Genomic DNA, 17,264 nt, shown 5'->3' on the forward strand with positions numbered 1-17,264 from the left:
GGCTCACCACTCGCTGCGCGCGAGCTTGCCGACGCCTTCGGCGGTGTCCCGGAACCCGTCCTCGCCCAGGATGGCCAGCAGCCGCCCGTTGAACTCCTCGATCGCCGGGCCGACGCGGGCCAATGCTTCCTCGCCCGCCGCCGTCAGCCGCAGCACCACCGCCCGGTGTTCGCGCGGGTGCGGCTGCTTGGCGACCAGGCCCGCCTCGACGAGCCGGGTCACCATCGCGGTCACCGCCGATTCGCGCTGGTCAAGCTGCTCGGCCAGCTCTCGCTGGGTCGAACCGCCCGCCCCGATGGCGAAGAGCGCCCCGAGCTGGGCGGTGGTGATGCCGGCCGCGGCGAGGCAGCGGCGGTCGGCGGCCACCCGGAGCCGGTGGGCGGCCCGCTGGAGCAGGAAGAACAAGCGCTGATCGGGTTCTGGCACGCCCCGATCTTGACAGCCGCGGCAGCGTCGCGCCATGCTGACTTCACTAGTGAAGTGAGGGGTCATGCTCGATTTCGCGGCAGCACGCGACGGCCTGGCGAGCCAGCCGTTCAGCCGGCTGCTCGGCGCCCGGCTGACCGAGTTCGGCGACGGTGCGGCCACGCTCGAACTGGACATCCGCGAAGAACTCCAGCAGCAGAACGGCTACCTCCACGGCGGTGTCCTCGCCTACGCCGCCGACAACGCGCTGACCTTCGCCGCGGGCACCGCCCTCGGGCCCGCGCTGCTCACGGCCGGCTTCACGATCGACTACCTCCGGCCGGCGGTCGGCGCGGTCCTGCGCGCCCGCGCCGTCGTCGTGCAGGCCGGGCGGTCGCGGGCCACCTGCCGGTGCGAGGTGTACACACTGGACGGAGGTCGCGAGCCCGTGCTGTGCGCCGCCGCGCAGGGGAGTGCGCGCCGGAAGACCGATCACCGGTCGTCCGGCATGCCGTGATCATCTGGGCCAAGGCATGGCCTAGCCGTGGCAGCCTTCTTCGTTCACCGGCCCGAACGACGGCAGGACCAGCCCGCACAGGTAGCCGTCGATCCACCGGCCGCTCCCGGCGAGGTTGGTGCCCAGCCGGACGAAGGGTGCGAAGCCCCGGATCCCGGCGGCCAGCGCGTCCTGGTTGCGCTGCAGCATCGACGTCAGCTGGTCGAGCTGGGTGAGCAGCGGGCCGACGGGAGACTCGGCGATCAGCCCGGACAACTCCGTCGCCAGCCTCCGGGAGCCGTCGAGGAGGGTGCTGATCGCCGTCTCGCGGTTGATCACCTCGGCGAGCAGCTGGTTTCCGTCGTCGAGGAGCCGGCGTACCGCCGCGTCGCGGTCGGCGAGCGTCTGCGAAACCACGCGCGTGTTGCCCAGCAGCCTCGCGAGCTGGCTGTCGCGTGAGGCGAGCGAATCCGAAAGCCGCGACAGCCCGGTGAGCGCGGCACGGACGCTCTGCGGGGTGTTCGCCAGCGTCGCCGACAGGGTGTCGAAGCTCTTCGCCAGCCGTGCGGTGTCGACGTGGTCCACTGTGGACGACAGTTCGCCGAACGCCGCGAGGATGTCGTAGGGCACCGTGGTGCGGGAGCGCGGGATGGGCTGCCCCGGGTCGAGCGTGCCCTCGCCCCGCGGGTCGAGGGCGAGGTACTTCTGGCCCAGCACGGTCTTCAGCCGGATCGCCGCGCTCGTCGCGTCGCCCAGCCAAGCGCCCTTGGCCCGGAAGGAAACCAGCACGTGGTCGCCGCGCAGCCGGACGGCCGACACGCGCCCGACCTCGACGCCGGCGACGCGGACGTCGTTGCCCTCGATCAGCCCGGCCGCTTCGGTGAACTCGGCCGAGTAGGCCGTCCCGTCGCCGAGCACCGGCAGGGAGCGCACGTTCAACGCCGTGACCACGCCGAGGGCGAGCACGGTCAGGCCGGCGAGCGCCGTCCGGACCGGGGCATCGGCGGCCCGACGTGCTGACATGGCGTCAAGAGTGACCCACGTCACGCCGGACCGCCACCGGTGTCCCCTGATAAGACGAAGATCGGGGCCTCACGCGGTGGTGAGCGCCGGGTATTCACGGTAGTCCAGCGCGTTGGCCGCCCGGTCCGTCATCCAGGTGAAGATGCCGCCGAACAGCCGTGTGCTCAGCATCCGGTAGGCGCGGTTGCGGCTGCGGATCTTCGCGGCCGTGCGCGGCGCGAGGAAGTTGCCGGAGCCCTTGCCGTTCTTCTGCCCGACCGCGGCCGGCTTGCGCAGCCGCTGCTCGTACTTCGCGAACGCCGTCACGTGGTCGCCGCCGGCGGCCGCGAGCTCCCCGGCCAGCACCTGGGCGCCCATCATCGCGAGCCCGGTGCCGGATCCGCCCGGCCCGGCGCACCAAGCGGCGTCGCCCAGGAGCACGACCCGGCCCTTCGACCAGCGGTCGAGGTGGATCTGGCTGATCGAATCGACGTACAGGTCGTCGGCCGCGAGCAGCGCTTCGAGCAGCTTCGGCGTCTCCCAGCCGGTGTCCGCGAACAACTGCGCGAGCAGCCCGCTCTGTTCGGCGGCACTGCGGCGGTGGAACTCGACGCCGTCGGCCGCGAAGACCAGGTTGACGTGCAGCCGGTCCGGCAGCCGGTGGCTGCCCACGCTGACGCCACGGCCGGGCTCGTTGTACGAGATGCTGGTGTGGTCGAGCCCGAGGTGGTTGGGCGCGGTGAAGCCGGCGATGCCGAAGCCGAGGTCGCTGCGGAAGTCCGCCTCCGGCCCGAAGGCCGCGGCCCGCACGCCGGAGTGCACGCCGTCGGCCCCCACCACGAGGTCGAACGTGCGCGGTGCGCCGTGGTGGAAGGTGACTTCGACGCCGTCCGCGGTCTCGGTGAGGCTCGTGACGCGGTCGCCGAAGACGTATTCGGTGTGGTCCGCGGTGTGCTCGTACAGGATGCGCGCGAGGTCGCCGCGCAGGATCTCGACCTCGCCGCTCCACGCGGCGCCGGGCACGGTCAGGACGGGCCGGCCGTCGAGGCCGAGCACGGTCTGGTCGCCCATCGCCGTCTCGTACCGGCGGATCTCGTCGAGGACCCCCATCGCGACCAGCAGTTTCACCTGCTCACCGCGGAAGTCGACGGCCTGGCCGCCGGGGCGCGGCGCGGGGGCGGACTCGACGACGGTGACGCGGTAGCCGCCGCGGTGCAGCCAGTGGGCGGCGGACGGGCCGGCGATGCCGGCCCCGGAAACGAGCACGGTCTTGGCGGTCATCGGAGGAATTCCTCTCGGGTCGGTGGGTGCCGACGCCGAGATTGCGGGCGGCCGCTGACGGTCCTCGCACCATCCGCTGACGGCTCGGCCAGTGCGCCGCGGTTGCAGTCGCTAACATGACCCGCGTGGACCGCGCCACCGAAGGCCGGATCCAGGAGGACGGCGAGGGAGCCGTCGAGGCACGCATCCTGGATGCCGCCGCTCACCTGATCGCCGAAGAGGGCTTCGGCAGGTTGAAGATCGGCGGCGTCTGCGCCCGCTCCGGCTACGCGCGGTCGGTCGTCTTCCAGCACTTCGGCGACAAGGACGGGCTCGGCCAACGGCTCGTCGAGCACGCCGTCGAGGAGTTCACCAACGTCTACAGCGAGGCTGTCGCGGCCCGCACCGGCTCGGCGAACGCGACGCCGATGGACATGCTGCGCGCGCTGCTGGACATCATCTTCGAGCTGATCCGCACGATGCCGACGCTCAACCACGCGTTCCTGGCCCTGTGGGGCGACGCGGCGGCGGAGTCCTCGGCCCTGCGCGGCGCGCTGACGGAGGCCGACCGCCGGTTCCGGTTCGCCATCGCGCAGACCGTGGCCAGCGGGGTCGCGGACGGGTCCATCACCGGCGTCCGCGACCCCGATTCCTACGCTTCGGCGATGCTGGCCCAGCTGCGCGGGATCTCGATGCAGGCCCTGATCGACCCCGACGGCGTCGACCTGCGCGGGCTTCGCGCCGAGCTCGAGCGCGGCGTCGACCGGCTGTCCGCGAGCTTCCGCGGCACGCTCTAAAGGGCGTACACGATGCTCCGCAGCACGATCACGCCGATGAAGACGAGCGTGAAGGCCAGATCGAGCGACAACCCGCCGAGCCGCACCGGCCGCACGACCCGCCGCACCGGCCCGATCACCGGCTCGGTCGCGGCGTAGGCCAGGCCCCGGGCGCGCCGCGCCCACGGCGGGGTGTTCGCCACCACTGCGACCCAGTCCAGCACCATCCGCGCGACCAGCACGAGCAGGTACAGGCTCAGCGCGAACCCGAGCAGTGTCCCTAGTGCACCCATGGTCCCTCCGTTTCCACTACCCGGTGAACGCGCGGGCGGTGCGGGGAGTGCCAGTTCTGTCCGGTTCACAGCATTTCAACAGGTTGGCGGCACTTGGCCTGGTGAACGACGCCGTGCGTGGACCGGCTCGGGCCGGCCCACGCACGGATTCCGCGCGGAGCTCAGCCGAAGGTGACCACGAGCCGGCCGTCGGAGGCGAAGGTCCACTTCATCGTTCCGGCGTACGCCGTGCAGCGGGAGCCGTTCTTGCCGGTCCAGAACTGGTCCGAGCTGTCGACGCTGCCGACGGTCTTGTCGTTCGAGCCGCCACTGGCGAAGCGGCACGAAGTGTCGTTGCGGAACACCGAAGTGCCGGTGTCGAAGGAGAAGTTGCGTTCGGCGTTGTCGATGCCGACGTTGTCCGAAACGGACATCGAGCCGGGGTTGCTGTTGTAGGTGAACCCGTGGTGGCCGTTGCGGTAGGCGATGTCGCGCCGGACGATGTGGTTGACCGCGATCTTGTCGCCGCCGAGCTTGTAGCCGTTGCGGTCGCCGTTCTTGTTGACGGTGCCGTTGCTGAGGGTGCCGTTGGCGTAGGCGAGGGAGTCCTCGATGGTCACCGGGCCGATCGGGCCGGTGTCGGTCTTGGTGTAGAGGTCCCAGCCGTCGTCGATGTTGTTGTGGGAGACGTCGTAGCGGAAGACGTTGCCGGGGCCGGCGGTCAGCTTCGCGGCGAACCCGTCGGCGTCCTCGCCGTCGGAGTCGGCGTTGTCGTGCGATTCGGAGCTGACGACGAGGTTGTTCGCCGGCCACTGGTCCTTCGGCGTGCTCGACGCGATCCGGGAGATCTGCAGCCCGGAATCGCGGTTGAAGCGGGTGACGACGCGTTCGAGGACGTTGTTGCTCCCGCCGACGAAGATCCCGTTGTCCCCGGCCCGTTCGACGACGATGCCGGCGACGCGCCAGTAGGAGCCGTTGACGGCGAGCCCGCGGTTGGCCGGGTCTTCCTTCATGGCCGAGAAGTTCAGCACGGGCGTCTCGCCGGGGTAGGCGGAGAGGGTCTTGCGCGCGCTGGAGGTGCCGCTGTTGGCCGGCGCGATGGTGACGGTCTGGGCGTAGGAGTAGGTCCCGCCGCGCAGCGAAATGGTGCCACCGGAACCGATCCGCGTGAGCGCCGAGGGCAGGGTGGTCGGATCCGCCTGCGTACCGGCGGCGGAGTCCTTGCCGTTCGGTGCCACGTAGAGGGTGGTGGCCGCGGCGGCGGATGGCGGTGCCAACGCGGCCACCGTGACCAGTGCGGCAGCTGCTGTAAGCGCTTTCTTGATGCTTCGGTACGAGCTCATGCGCGCCTCCTTGCGGGCAAGAAACGTGTCGGGCAGCCGGATCCGAGAGCGCTCCCAATCGGAGCGGGACCTCCGGTGAGGCGACGGTAGCACCGGGTAGCGGCGGCCCGAGTGGGCCAAGCGGGTCGTCTGTACTGAAAACGCTTTCAGCGTGTGGTCCGGCCGGTGTGCCTGGTCACTTCGACGCCGGCCGCCTTGCATACACGAATGTATCCGATGCATTATTGTATCGGACAGGAGGAGCGATGACCGCAGAAGGAGCCCGCGAGCCAAGGGTGACGAAGCGACGCGCCGAAACCCGGCGCCGGCTGCTGGATGCCGCGCTCGAGGTCTTCGCCCGAGACGGCTTCGGCCGCGCGACCGTCGACAAGGTGTGCGCCCACGCCGGCTACACGCGGGGAGCCTTCTACTCGAACTTCGCGTCACTGGACGAGCTGTTCCTGGCCATGTGGGAGCAGCGGTCCACCGCGCAGATCGCCGAGGCCCGGCAGGTGTTCGAGACCGGCGGCGTGCCGGCGGTGACCGATGTGGACGGTGTCGTCGACCAGGTCCTGCGGGTCGTGCCGATGGACGAGGAGTGGTACCGGGTGAGCGCCGAGTTCACCGCGCACGCCCTCCGCACCCCTGAGCTGCGCGAAGTGATCGCCGGCCGGGAGCGGGCGATCGCCGCGTCCTTCCTGCCGTTCCTGCTGGCTCTCCTCGAACGCATCGGCCGGACCGTGCCCGACCCGGACGCGCTGGGGCAGGCCTTGATCGCCGTGCACGACGGCACCGCCGCCCAGTGCTTCACCGAACCCGGCGACCCCGTGGTGTGGCAGCGCCGAGCCGAGCTGTTCGCCCGCGTCGTCACCGCATACAGCACCGAAAGCAAGGATCGCTCATGACCGGAGAACCGGACGTCATCGTGGTGGGAGCCGGCCTTGCCGGCCTCGTCGCGACCTACGAGCTCGCCAAGGCCGGACGCCGGGTGCTGGTGGTCGAACAGGAGAACCGCGCCAACCTCGGCGGCCAGGCGTTCTGGTCGCTCGGTGGCCTGTTCCTCGTCGACAGCCCGGAGCAGCGGCGCAACGGCATCAAGGACTCCTACGAGCTGGCGCTGCGTGACTGGCTGGACTCCGCCGGCTTCGACCGCGACGACGAGGACCACTGGGCCCGGCAGTGGGCGGAGGCCTACGTCCGGTTCGCCGCCACCGAGAAGCGGCCCTACCTGCACGACCTGGGCCTGCGGTTCACGCCCGTGGTCGGCTGGGCCGAGCGCGGGGGCGGCACGGCGGACGGCCACGGCAACTCGGTTCCGCGGTTCCACCTGACCTGGGGCACCGGCCCCGAGGTCGTCCGGGTCTTCGCCGAGCCGGTGCTGGCGGCCGAACGCCGCGGATCGGTGCGGTTCGCGTTCCGGCACCAGGTCGACGAGCTGATCGTCGAGGACGGCGCCGTGGCCGGGGTGCGGGGCACCGTGCTGGAGCCGTCGGAGCTGGACCGCGGCAAGGCGTCGTCCCGGGACGGCGTGGGCGGTTTCGAACTGCGGGCCAAGGCCGTGCTCGTCACCTCGGGCGGGAACGGGCACAACCACGACCTGATCCGCGCCAACTGGCCGGCCGGCCGCCTCGGCCCGTGCCCGGAGACGATGATCCCCGGCGTGCCCGCCCACGTCGACGGCCGCATGCTCGCGATCAGCGAGCAGGCCGGCGCCGGCCTGGTCAACCGCGACCGGATGTGGCACTACACCGAAGGCTTGCACAACTGGGACCCCATCTGGCCCGGCCACGCGATCCGGATCATCCCGGGTCCGTCGTCGATGTGGTTCGACGCCACCGGGAAGCGGCTCCCCGCCCCGAACTTCCCCGGCTTCGACACCAACCAGTCCCTGAAGGCCGTCTTGTCGACCGGCTACGACTACTCGTGGTTCGTGCTGAACCAGACGATCATCGACCGCGAATTCGTGCTGTCCGGGTCCGAGCAGAACCCCGACATCACCGGCAAGGACCTCCGCCGCACGCTGGTCGGCCGCGGTGGCAAGGGCGCGCCGGGACCGGTCGACGCCTTCAAGAACCGGGGCGTGGACTTCGTCGTCGCCGACACCCTCGGCGAGCTCGTCGCGGGCATGAACAAGATCGCCCGTGGCCCGGACCTGGAGGTTGCGGCGATCGAACGGCAGATCGCCGCCCGCGACGGCCAGGTCGGCAACCGGTTCTCGAAGGACTTGCAGCTCATGGCGATCGCCAACGCCCGCCGGACCTTGGGCGACCGGCTGGTGCGCGTGGCGAAGCCGCACCGGCTCCTCGACCCGGAGCACGGCCCGCTGATCGCGGTCCGCCTCAACATCTTGACGCGCAAGACGCTCGGCGGGATCCAGACGAACCTGGATTCACAGGCGATGCGCGCCGACGGCTCCCCGTTCCCCGGCTTGTACGCCGCCGGTGAGGTCGCCGGCTTCGGCGGCGGTGGCGTGCACGGCTACAACGCGCTCGAAGGCACGTTCCTCGGTGGCTGCATCTTTTCCGGCCGTGCGGCGGGCCGGGCGCTCGCCCGCACCCTGCCGTAGGTCGCGGTCACGTCGAGGAACGGCGTTCTCAGGCGGGCGTGCAGGTCAGCCTCGGTGGGGGTGCTGTTCCGCTCGCCTGGAACCCGAAGGTCGTGCTGCCGCCCGGGCCGATGGGGCCGTTCCAGCCGGCGTCGGTGGCCACCACGCTCGCGGCGTTCTGCTTGAGGGTGGTGTTCCACGAGTTGGTGACCTGCTGGTCGCCGGACCAGGTCCAGCCGACGCGCCAGCCGGTGATCGGCGTGCGGCGGTCGTTGGTGACGGTCACCGTCGCGACGTGCCCGGTGCCCCAGCCGCCGTTGACCTGGAGGCTCGCGGTGCACCCGGCCGCCGGCAGGACCAGCAGCGTGATGGAGTTCGCCGGGTAGGTCGCGTCGACCCGGCCGTTGCCCGCCGGGAGGTCGGCGCCGCGCACGATGGCGCCCAGGTCAGCCGGGCTGTAGGTGAACCGCTGTGCCGCGCCGGCGTTGTCGAACCCGGCCACCGACAGCGGCGCGGTGAGGTCGCCGCCGGTCTTGTTGACGACCATGACGGTCAGCGCCTGGTCGGCGGACCGCTGGGCCGCGTACACCGCCAGCTGACCCTGGTCGGCGGCGGTCGCCGACACGCTGACGTCACCGAACCGGCTGCCCGCGCCGTCGTAGTTGCGGTACATCCGGAACGCGTACGCGCCCGGGTCGGTCGGCTTGGGCTCGCCCCACATCGTGGCGAGGTCGAGGCCCTCGCGGCCGAAGACGCCCAGGATGTCGGCCTCCGCCAGCGCGCCGTTGATGTCGTCCAGCGCGCCCCAGTTGTACTCGGTGATGGCGGTCTTGGTCCCCGGGTTGTACCGGTCGACCCACGACTTCATCGTGCGGATGAACTGCAGCGGCGGCGCGTTGACGCCGCTCGGGCCGATCCAGGACTCTTCGACGTAGGTGGGGTCCCACAGCGACCGGATGGACCGCAGCCGCAGCGCATTGGCTTCGGGGGTCTTGTCGCCGCTGATCTGCGGGTAGAAGTGCTGGTCGAAGTAGTCGAGGTAGCGCTTGCCGCCGTGGGCGTCGCTGTAGTCCTTCATGTTCTTCAGGTACCACTGGGAGAGGTTGAGCCCGCCGTGCGCGGCCGAATCGGCACCCGGTCCGCAACCGTCCACTCCGGACGCGACCCATTCGCAGTATCCCCAGCCGGACGGGCCGAGCACTGCCGCACTGGGGTCGGCGGCCTTGATCGCCGCGGCGGCCGCGGTGCCCTTGCCGCCCAGTTCGTCGTCCGAGACCGGCTGGGGGTGCACGTCCCGGTGCGTGCTGGACCAGAGCACCGGCTCGTTGTCGAGTTCGTAGATCGGCACGCCACCCTGGGCCGCCGTGCCGAACTCCTCCACCAGGTGCGACACCATCTCGCCGTCGAACGCCGCGTCCGCCGGGACCGAGGTGTCGGTGGGAACGCCGGTCAGGTTCTGCTGGCCGAGCTGACCGTTGCCGCAGTTGGGGTCCCACTGGTCGAAGCTGTCCTGCTGCGGGAACCGGGTCGCCGGGAACCCGCAGGCGAACGGGTGGGACGACGGTGAGTCCTTGGCCACCCACCCGCTGAGGGGCACGGTGACGACCGGCTTGATGCCGCGGCCGAGGTTGGACCCGACCATGCCTTCGACGGAGTGCTCCTGGTCGGCGACGATGTTCTCGAAGTACCAGTCGCTGCCGGTGTTGTAGGTGTGGTTCTTGAAGTTGTAGCGGCTGGAGGCGTTGCCGCCCCAGCGCGCGACCGTCTGGCCGATTTCGGCGTTGAACGCCGGATCACCGCCGTTGAGGCCGTAGATGCCGGGGCTGATCGGGTGCCGGGCGGCGGACACGTCCACCGACAGGTCGAGCCCGGCGGCGGACGCCGGGGGTGCGGCGATGGCCTGTGCGGCCAGCACCGCGGCCAGCACGCAGCCGCTCGCCGTTCCGGGCCTGAGGTGGTGTCGTCGTCGAGCACCCATGGGGAAACTCCTGCCGCCGGCTTGTGGGAGCGCTCCCATACGCTACCGGCCGCGGCCCGGTCGTCAATCGGCCGATGGGCGGTCGTCGCCGATCCCGGCGCGCTGACCTGGTGCGGCGAGCGGTGTCGGCGGTGAAAATTTCTCGCCGCCGGGTGGCGGAGAGCGTGTTCGGACGGCGGAGACCGGCTTGCCGGGCGCGGCGATCAGCTCGAACGCCGACTCGCGCGCTCCGGGCCGAGGCCGGCGCCAGCTCGGGAGCACGCCGGACACCGATGACCGCTCGGTGACCTCGGTGCCGGTCGCGGTGTTCCGCAGGGTGACGTCGACCCCGGTGACGCCCGGGCCGGTCGAGGTTCACCGAAAGCTGCGGGCTGCCGCGGTCGTGCAGGTGCGCACCGAGGCCCAGGTGAGTGGCCGCCGCCTTGCCCGCCCCGAACAGGGCGACGAAGTAGCCGCCGGAGCGACGTCCCGGCGCGCGTTCGACCAGCACGGCCTCCATGCTGACCAGATCGGTCAGCTGGTCAATCCCCGGTGTGGGTCACAGTCGTCGAGGGGGTGGTCCGCGGTTCGACGAGGTGGTCGTGAATGTCCACATGGGACGCTTTGGCGCCGGGGAAGCGCGCTGGCGCGGCAATCCAGCTGGGGGTGTCTGTTTTGCCGCACCAGCGCTGGTATCCCTAAGGGATGGCATGGTGCTCCGGATGCCGGGTCGGTACTCCCGCGCTCGGCGCGTCCCATTGAAGCCCAGTGCCCGGTCGCGTGCCTAGGTGGCAACGGTCTTGACCGAGGCTGCCGATGGTCAGGTGTTCTCGCCGTCAAGACGACTTGTGGCTATTTCGCGGTATTCGAAAGATCCCGCGGGCGCGCGGTCAGCGTCCGCGAGATCACGTCCAGGACGCGCGGCGCGTGCTCGTCGAGGTAGAAGTGACCACCGGGGTAGGTGTGCAGGGTGAAGTCCGCCGTCGTGTGGCCGGCCCAGGCCCGGGCCTCCGCCACGGTCGCCTTCGGGTCCGATTCGCCGACCAGCGCGTGGATCGGGCAGTGCAGCGGGGGTCCCGGCTCGTAGCGGTACGTCTCCGCGGCCCGGTAGTCGCTGCGCAGGGCGGGCAGCGCCGTCGCCAGCAGTTCCTCGTCGTCGAGCAGGTGCGCGTTCGTGCCGCTGAGCGACTTGATCTCGGCGATGAACCCGGCGTCGCCGAGCAGGTGGTACCGCTCGTCCCGGTGGCATGACGGCGCCCGGCGACCCGAGGCGAACAGGGCCAGCGGGGCGACGCCCGCGCTCTCCAGCCGAAGTGCGACCTCGAACCCCAGCGTCGCGCCCATGCTGTGGCCGAAGATCGCCAGCGGCACATCCGTGTGGGGCAGCAGGTTGGCGGTCACCGCGTCGGCGAGCTCGGCGATGCTCGACATGCTCGGCTCGCGCCTGCGGTCCTGGCGTCCGGGGTACTGCACGGCGAGCACGCCGATTCGCGGCGCGAGCGCGCGGGAGACCGGGAAGAAGTAGCTCGCCGAGCCGCCGGCGTAGGGCAGGCAGACCAGGTTGACCGGCACGTCGGGGATCGGGTGGTAGCGCCGGATCCACGGCTGCGCCTCCGGGTTGTCGGCCACGGACGTCACTCTCCTGCGGTCGGGTACGGGATTGTCCCGGACTTTCCTGTGCTGCCGGGCCCACCGGCAACCCTGGGCCCGGACCGTGGGCGAAACCCCTAGTCTTTCGCGCCGCTTTCACTCGCGCCCGGCGACTCCAGGGCGTGTTCCGGCGGTTACAGCGAGATCGGCCGGTTTGCTATCGTCGAGCCCAGTGATCACTGGGGAGGGGGCGTGACGGTATGCCAGAACGCCTTGGGCGGACCGGGACCCGGTCCGACACCGACGAAACCGCGGTGGAGCCGGGGACCGGGGACGCCGGCCCGGCCGGCGCCGGCGCCGGCTGGCGGCGGCTGAGCCGCCGGACGCTCGGCGTCCACCTGAAGTGGCTCGTGCCGCCGGCCGCCTCGCTGGGCGCGTACGCGTTGTGGACCGGCGGCGACCTCGAGGTCGCGTCGCTGTACAAGCTCGGGATGGTCAGCGTCGCCTTCGTCGCGGTCACGGTGTACGAGGTCGTGCAGCTGCTCACCACCCACTTCCGGGTGACCGGCGAGGTGTTCGAGCTGCGCAAGGGCTTGGTGCTGCGCCGGCACCGCTCGATCCGGCGCGGCCGCGTGCGCCGGGTCGACCTGACCGCCGGGCCCGCGCAGCAGCTGTTCGCGCTCGTCATCGTGCGCATCGGCACGGGCAGCGGGCCGCACGGCAAGGACCACGAAGTCAAGCTGTCGGCGCTGTCGAAGCGGGACGCGCTCGCCCTGCAGGCGGAACTGCTCGCGGGCGCCGGTGCGCCGGCGGAAGATCCCGCGCGCGACCCGGCCGTGGCCGAGGACGGCACGATCGCCGCGCTGCGGTGGTCGTGGATCCGCTACGCGCCGCTCACCATGTGGGGCGGGCTCGCGATCGTCGGGCTCGTCGCGCTCGCGACCCGGGTGGCGGACTGGTTCGGCCTGAGCCTCGACGGGGTTTTCCGGTGGCTGGCCCGGTTCTTCCAGGAAGCTTCGCCCGTCCAGGTGATCCTTTCGTTCGGGGCCGTCTTCGCCGTCCTCAGCGCGCTGAGCAGCCTGCTGCTGTTCTGCGAGCAGTGGTGGCGCTACCGCTTCGAGATCGAGGGGCGCTACACCTACCGGGTCCGCCGCGGTCTCCTCACGACCCGGCAGATCGCGATCGACCGGCGGCGCGTCCGCGGTGTCGAGGTGACGCAACCGTTGCCGCTGCGGCTGTTCGGGGCCGGCCGGGTCGAGGTGATCGCGACCGGTCTCGGCGCCTCGGACGACGACTACACGGGCATGCAGGTGGTCACCCCCGCCGTGCCGCGCGGGGAAGCCGACCGGATCGCGGCGGCGATCGCGGAACAGTCGCCGTCGCCGACGGCGACCACGCGGCTGCGGCCGCATCCGCCCGCCGCGCTGCGCCGCCGGTTGCTTCGCGGGGTCGCGGCCGCACTGGTACCGGCGGCCGTACTCGTAGTGCTCGGCTGGAGCATCGCACCGGCCGTGCTGCCCAGCGTGGGGATCGTCGCGGCGGCCGGCGTTCTGCTCGGGCTCCTGCTCGGCGTCGACGCCTACCGGGCGCTCGGCCACGACGTCTCCGGCGACTACCTGGTCACCCGGTACGGGACGCTGCGGCGGCACACCGTGGCCCTGCGCCGGGACGGCGTGATCGGGTGGCGGATCTCGCGCTCCCCGGGCCAGCGCCTGTCCGGGCTGGTCACCGTCAGCGCCGTGACCGCGGCGGGCAAGGGCGGTGCGTACCAGGTGCGCGACGTCCGGCTTCCGGACGGCGTGGCGTTCGCCGGCGAGGCCGTCCCCGGGCTGCTGGCGCCCTTCGTGGTCGCTCGGCAGGCCCCCGAACCCGAACCCGCACGCCGGTGAGCGCGGACCGAGCCGGGCGCGGACCGGAGTACCCGGCGATGCTCCCGGCGACGCTCGAGGCCACCGCGCACCCCGGCGGCGGCCGGGCGCGCCGCTCGCTGCGCGACTGGCTGACCGACGCGCTGTGCGTGCTGTGCGCCTTGATCATGGGCCTGCTGTCGCTGTGGGTCCGGGACCCGGACGTGGTCCCCTCGATCTCGTTGCCGCTCAGCTTGGCCGTCTCGATCGCCGCCTGCCTCTCGCTGTGGTTCCGGCGGCGGTGGCCGGTGCAGCTGGCGCTCGTGCTCATGGTGCTGTCGGTCTGGTTCGTGCACGCGTCGGGGGCGAGCGCGATCGCGCTGTTCACCGTCGCCGTGCACCGCAAGACGGCCACCGTGATCCCGTTGCTCGTGCTGGGCGTGCTCTCGCCGCTCGTGCAGTTCCGGATCTACCGCCTGGAGCCGGACACGCCGCTCGTGTACTGGATGGCCGTCGGCATCGCGGCGACGCTCAGCGTGCTCGCCGTGTTGTGGGGGATGGGCGTCCGGGCGAGGCGGCAGCTCGTGGTGTCGCTGGCGGAACGGGCGGAGCGGGCCGAGGCGGAACAGGAACTGCGCGTCAGCCAGGGCCGGCTGCGCGAGCGGGAACGCATCGCCCGGGAGATGCACGACGTGCTCGCGCACCGGCTTTCGCTGCTGAGCATGCACGCGGGCGCGCTGGAGTTCCGGCCGGACGCGCCGCCGGAGGAGATCAGCCAGGCGGCCGGAGTCATCCGCAGCAGCGCGTACCAGGCGCTGGTCGACCTCCAGGGCGTCATCCACGTGCTGCGGCAGGCGGAACCGGAAGAGGAAGGCCCGCAGCCGACGATGGCCGACGTGCCGGTGCTGGTCGAGGAGGCGCGCGCGGTCGGCACCGAGGTCGAGTTCGACGACGCGGTCACCGGGCTCGACGGCGTTCCGGCGCTGCTGGGCCGGACCACCTACCGCATCGTGCAGGAGGGCCTGACGAACGCGCGCAAGCACGCGCCGGGCGCCGTCGTGCGCCTGGCGATCCACGGCTCGCCGGAGCAGGGGGTGGAGATCTCCATGCGCAACGCGCTGAGCGGGTCCGGCGCCCGTCCGACGGGTTCGGCGCCGCTGCCGGGCTCGGGGGTGGGGCTGACCGGGCTGCGTGAACGGACCAGCCTCGCCGGCGGGCGCTTCGAGCACGGCCGCACCATGGCCGGGGAGTTCCGCATCCGGGCTTGGCTACCCTGGCCGTCATGAGCCAGCCGCAGAACCCGCCGGTCCGGGTGCTGATCGTCGACGACGACCCCCTGGTCCGCAGCGGGTTGCGGACGATGCTCGGCGGCGTCGCCGATCTGGAGATCGTCGGCGAGGCGGCCGACGGCGGCGAGGTGCCCGGCGCCGTCGCCGAGACCGCGCCCGACGTGGTCCTGATGGACATCCGCATGCCCGGGACGAACGGTCTCGTCGCCACCGAGCGGCTCCGCGCGGAGAAACCCGGGATCGAGGTCATCGTGCTGACCACACTGGACAGCGACGACCACGTGCTCCGCGCGTTGCGGGCCGGCGCCGGCGGTTTCCTGCTCAAGCACACCCCGCCGGCGGAGATCGTGGACGCCATCCGGCGGGTCGCGGCCGGCGACCCGATCCTCTCGCCGAGCGTCATCCGGCAGCTCATCAACCACGTCACCGACGAGACCGAGACGGCGGAATCCGCCCGGCAGCGGATGGCGTCGGCGGCGCTGGACGGGTTGTCCCACCGCGAACGGCAGGTCGCGTACGCCATCGGAGAGGGAAAGACCAACGCCGCGATCGCCAAGGAGCTCTACATGAGCCTGCCGACGGTGAAGGCGCACGTCACGCGCCTGCTCGGCAAACTCGGGCTGAACAACCGGGTGCAGATCGCGCTGCTCGCGCACGACGCCGGGCAACACCGACCAAAGTCGTAGCCGGTCCGCGCACGGCTAGACCTTGGACAGGCCGCGCTAGCCGATCGAGTGCTGTTCGAGCCGGCGTGGCCGATTCAGACTGTGGCCATGACCGAAGGCAATTTGAACCGACTGCTCGCGAAGGATGAGTACTACGGCGCGACAGCCGCCGACTTGCAGGCCATGGGTCTGGCCGACAAGGCCAAGGCAGCGATCAACCAGCGTGCGATCTTCCCGCACCGGGGCACGGCGACGCTGTACGCCGACCGGCTCGTGCTCGGCAGCTGGGACGACAACGGCGACGTCACGCTGTACCCACGCGAAATCAGTGCGATCACCAACGAGTTCACCGACCTGTACGGCCGATTCCTCGGCGGCGGCCTGAAGAAGGCCGGCGCTCCGGTGATCCTGCGCCGGACCAGCGGTGAGGAGGCGTACCTGCTCCTCAACCACCGCTGGTTCAGCGAGCGCACCGACAACCAGCGGTGGTACCGGTTGCTCACCGACTGGCTCGCCTCCGCGAACTCGCCCCGGACCGGCCGGTAAGCGGCCGAAGACCGTGCCGGGCACCGTCCGCCGCTCCACCGGCGGTCGCCCGGCGCCCACCCGTCGACGTGGCCGCCAGGCACGAGGGGGGACCGCCGGATCGGCGGTCCCCCCTCGTGCCTGGCGCGCCGTCGCGCCGGTCCCCGTCCCGTTTCCGGACGGCCGCCCGGTTTCCGATCGTCTAGTCATTCTCGTAGGTCTCTTTGACACGCAGCGCGAAGCCCCGTGAGACTCGGTCGGGTCACCGATCGAACGATGCCGCCGTGGCGTGGCGCGGGCATCGTGGATGCCGGTACGGCACGGGCTCGTCGTCGTCGCCGGTCGTGACGCCTACCGCCGATGTCGGAAATGCGTTGCCACGGAACGGTTTCACGCCGCTTCCGCGAAGGTTCGGGTGTCGGCGGAGCCACCAGCCCGCCCCGCCACCGCGTCGGGGCGACCGACGAAACGGATTGGCCTGTGGAGATCATCGGAGACGGCTTCCTCTCGCGTCACCTCACCCGCTCGTTCGCCGATCGCTACCCGGACGTCACGGCCATCGCGGCGGGCGTCACCAAGACCACGTCCGCCACACTGGCGGACTTCGACCGGGAAGCCGCGCTGGTCTACGACGTCGTGCGCCGCGCACGGCGGTCCGGCCGCACGGTCGTGTTCTTCTCCACCGCCTCGGACTCGATGTACGGGACGCTCGACTGCCCGGGACTGGTAGAAGGCCCGGTGTACCCGGTTTCCGCCTACGGCAGGCACAAGCTCGGGCTGGAGGAGATCCTCGCCCGGTCCGGCGTCGAATACCTCGCGTTCCGGCTGACCCACATCGTCGGCGAGGGACAGCGGGCACACCAGCTCATCCCGTCGCTCGGGCGGCAGGTCCTCGAGGGTTCGGTGACCGTGCACCGCAACGCCCACCGCGACCTGCTCGACGTGGAACACCTGCTGCTGGCCCTGGATCGGGTGCTCGCGACCGGGGTCCGGCAGGAGGTGATCAACGTCGCTTCCGGGGTGCTGGAGCCGATCGAGCGGGTCGTCGACAGCATCGAGGAACGGTTCGGTGTGGTGGCGGAACGGGTCACGGTGGACGTGCCGGTGGTGAGCATGCCCACGAACACCGCCCGGTTGCGCCAGCTGGTCCCGGAGTGGGCCGGGCTGGGCTTCGGCGCCGACTACCTGCCCCGCCTGCTGGACAAGTACCTCGACGTGCTGTGCGCGCGGGCGGCCGTCCCGGCGCGGACACCGCAGACGCTGGGCTGATCCGACCAAAAGTAGGCCGACCCCCAGCGGTAAGCAACCGTTGC

16 protein-coding genes are annotated in these 17,264 nt (G+C 71.4%); 9 read left to right on the top strand and 7 right to left on the bottom strand.

The genetic code is table 11. From position 1 onward, the window contains the following. Window positions 1–3: 3 nt before the first annotated feature. Entirely contained in the window at window positions 4–426 is a 423-nt protein-coding gene (locus AB0F52_RS21700) for a MarR family winged helix-turn-helix transcriptional regulator (protein ID WP_360173665.1), read from the bottom strand. 64 nt (window positions 427–490) lie between these two features. Here AB0F52_RS21700 and AB0F52_RS21705 point away from each other — a divergent pair, with 64 nt between their 5' ends. Continuing rightward, a complete protein-coding gene (locus AB0F52_RS21705) occupies window positions 491–922 on the top strand; it encodes a PaaI family thioesterase (RefSeq protein WP_360173668.1) in 432 nt (143 codons plus the stop codon). Window positions 923–943: 21 nt separating this feature from the next. Here AB0F52_RS21705 and AB0F52_RS21710 read toward each other — a convergent pair whose 3' ends face one another. Together AB0F52_RS21710 and AB0F52_RS21715 are read right to left on the bottom strand one after the other, a co-directional pair. Next, window positions 944–1,924: an MCE family protein gene (locus tag AB0F52_RS21710; protein WP_360173671.1), complete on the bottom strand. Its 981-nt coding sequence runs from the start codon at window positions 1,922–1,924 to the stop codon at window positions 944–946. Between the two features lie 69 nt (window positions 1,925–1,993). Then, window positions 1,994–3,184, bottom strand: coding sequence for an FAD-dependent monooxygenase (locus AB0F52_RS21715; protein ID WP_360173674.1), 1,191 nt, complete (start codon window positions 3,182–3,184; stop codon window positions 1,994–1,996). Between the two features lie 116 nt (window positions 3,185–3,300). On the opposite strand from AB0F52_RS21715, the gene AB0F52_RS21720 reads away from it, so the two are divergent. Next, window positions 3,301–3,960 (top strand): TetR/AcrR family transcriptional regulator, encoded by a 660-nt coding sequence (locus AB0F52_RS21720; protein WP_360173677.1) that lies wholly within the window; start codon window positions 3,301–3,303, stop codon window positions 3,958–3,960. Here AB0F52_RS21720 and AB0F52_RS21725 read toward each other — a convergent pair. Both AB0F52_RS21725 and AB0F52_RS21730 read right to left on the bottom strand, forming a co-directional pair. Continuing rightward, complete coding sequence (locus tag AB0F52_RS21725) at window positions 3,957–4,232, bottom strand: YggT family protein (RefSeq protein ID WP_360173681.1); 276 nt, start codon at window positions 4,230–4,232, stop codon at window positions 3,957–3,959. The genes AB0F52_RS21720 and AB0F52_RS21725 overlap by 4 nt on opposite strands. A gap of 161 nt (window positions 4,233–4,393) precedes the next feature. Further along, complete coding sequence (locus AB0F52_RS21730; protein ID WP_360173684.1) at window positions 4,394–5,554, bottom strand: right-handed parallel beta-helix repeat-containing protein; 1,161 nt, start codon at window positions 5,552–5,554, stop codon at window positions 4,394–4,396. Window positions 5,555–5,799: 245 nt separating this feature from the next. On the opposite strand from AB0F52_RS21730, the gene AB0F52_RS21735 reads away from it, so the two are divergent. Together AB0F52_RS21735 and AB0F52_RS21740 are read left to right on the top strand one after the other, a co-directional pair. After that, window positions 5,800–6,438, top strand: a complete 639-nt coding sequence (locus tag AB0F52_RS21735; RefSeq protein ID WP_360173687.1) for a TetR/AcrR family transcriptional regulator — start codon at window positions 5,800–5,802, stop codon at window positions 6,436–6,438. Then, window positions 6,435–8,099: an FAD-binding dehydrogenase gene (locus tag AB0F52_RS21740; RefSeq protein ID WP_360173690.1), complete on the top strand. Its 1,665-nt coding sequence runs from the start codon at window positions 6,435–6,437 to the stop codon at window positions 8,097–8,099. The genes AB0F52_RS21735 and AB0F52_RS21740 overlap by 4 nt, the downstream gene beginning before the upstream one ends. A 28-nt stretch (window positions 8,100–8,127) precedes the next feature. Here the strand turns inward: AB0F52_RS21740 and AB0F52_RS21745 are convergent, their stop codons facing one another. Together AB0F52_RS21745 and AB0F52_RS21750 are read right to left on the bottom strand one after the other, a co-directional pair. After that, window positions 8,128–10,056, bottom strand: coding sequence for a glycoside hydrolase family 44 protein (locus AB0F52_RS21745; protein ID WP_360173693.1), 1,929 nt, complete (start codon window positions 10,054–10,056; stop codon window positions 8,128–8,130). An 831-nt stretch (window positions 10,057–10,887) separates the two neighbouring features. Further along, window positions 10,888–11,664 carry an alpha/beta fold hydrolase gene (locus AB0F52_RS21750; protein WP_360173696.1) on the bottom strand — a complete coding sequence of 259 codons (777 nt, stop codon included), beginning with the start codon at window positions 11,662–11,664 and terminating at the stop codon, window positions 10,888–10,890. A gap of 221 nt (window positions 11,665–11,885) precedes the next feature. Between AB0F52_RS21750 and AB0F52_RS21755 the strand changes: the two genes are divergently transcribed. The 5 genes from AB0F52_RS21755 to AB0F52_RS21775 all read left to right on the top strand — a co-directional run bounded on the left by AB0F52_RS21755 (window position 11,886) and on the right by AB0F52_RS21775 (window position 17,220). Continuing rightward, on the top strand, window positions 11,886–13,514 hold the full coding sequence (locus AB0F52_RS21755) for a PH domain-containing protein (protein ID WP_360173699.1): 1,629 nt from the start codon (window positions 11,886–11,888) through the stop codon (window positions 13,512–13,514). Next, window positions 13,511–14,758 (top strand): histidine kinase, encoded by a 1,248-nt coding sequence (locus tag AB0F52_RS21760; RefSeq protein WP_360173702.1) that lies wholly within the window; start codon window positions 13,511–13,513, stop codon window positions 14,756–14,758. Before AB0F52_RS21755 ends, AB0F52_RS21760 begins: the two co-directional genes overlap by 4 nt. Beyond that, a complete protein-coding gene (locus AB0F52_RS21765) occupies window positions 14,755–15,447 on the top strand; it encodes a response regulator transcription factor (protein ID WP_360173705.1) in 693 nt (230 codons plus the stop codon). The genes AB0F52_RS21760 and AB0F52_RS21765 overlap by 4 nt, the downstream gene beginning before the upstream one ends. Before the next feature lie 87 nt (window positions 15,448–15,534). Next, window positions 15,535–15,972: a hypothetical protein gene (locus tag AB0F52_RS21770; RefSeq protein WP_146073508.1), complete on the top strand. Its 438-nt coding sequence runs from the start codon at window positions 15,535–15,537 to the stop codon at window positions 15,970–15,972. Window positions 15,973–16,431: 459 nt separating this feature from the next. Continuing rightward, complete coding sequence (locus AB0F52_RS21775; protein ID WP_360173709.1) at window positions 16,432–17,220, top strand: NAD-dependent epimerase/dehydratase family protein; 789 nt, start codon at window positions 16,432–16,434, stop codon at window positions 17,218–17,220. Window positions 17,221–17,264 lie beyond the last annotated feature (44 nt).

This window comes from Amycolatopsis sp. NPDC024027 (assembly GCF_040638975.1).
Lineage (GTDB): Bacteria > Actinomycetota > Actinomycetes > Mycobacteriales > Pseudonocardiaceae > Amycolatopsis.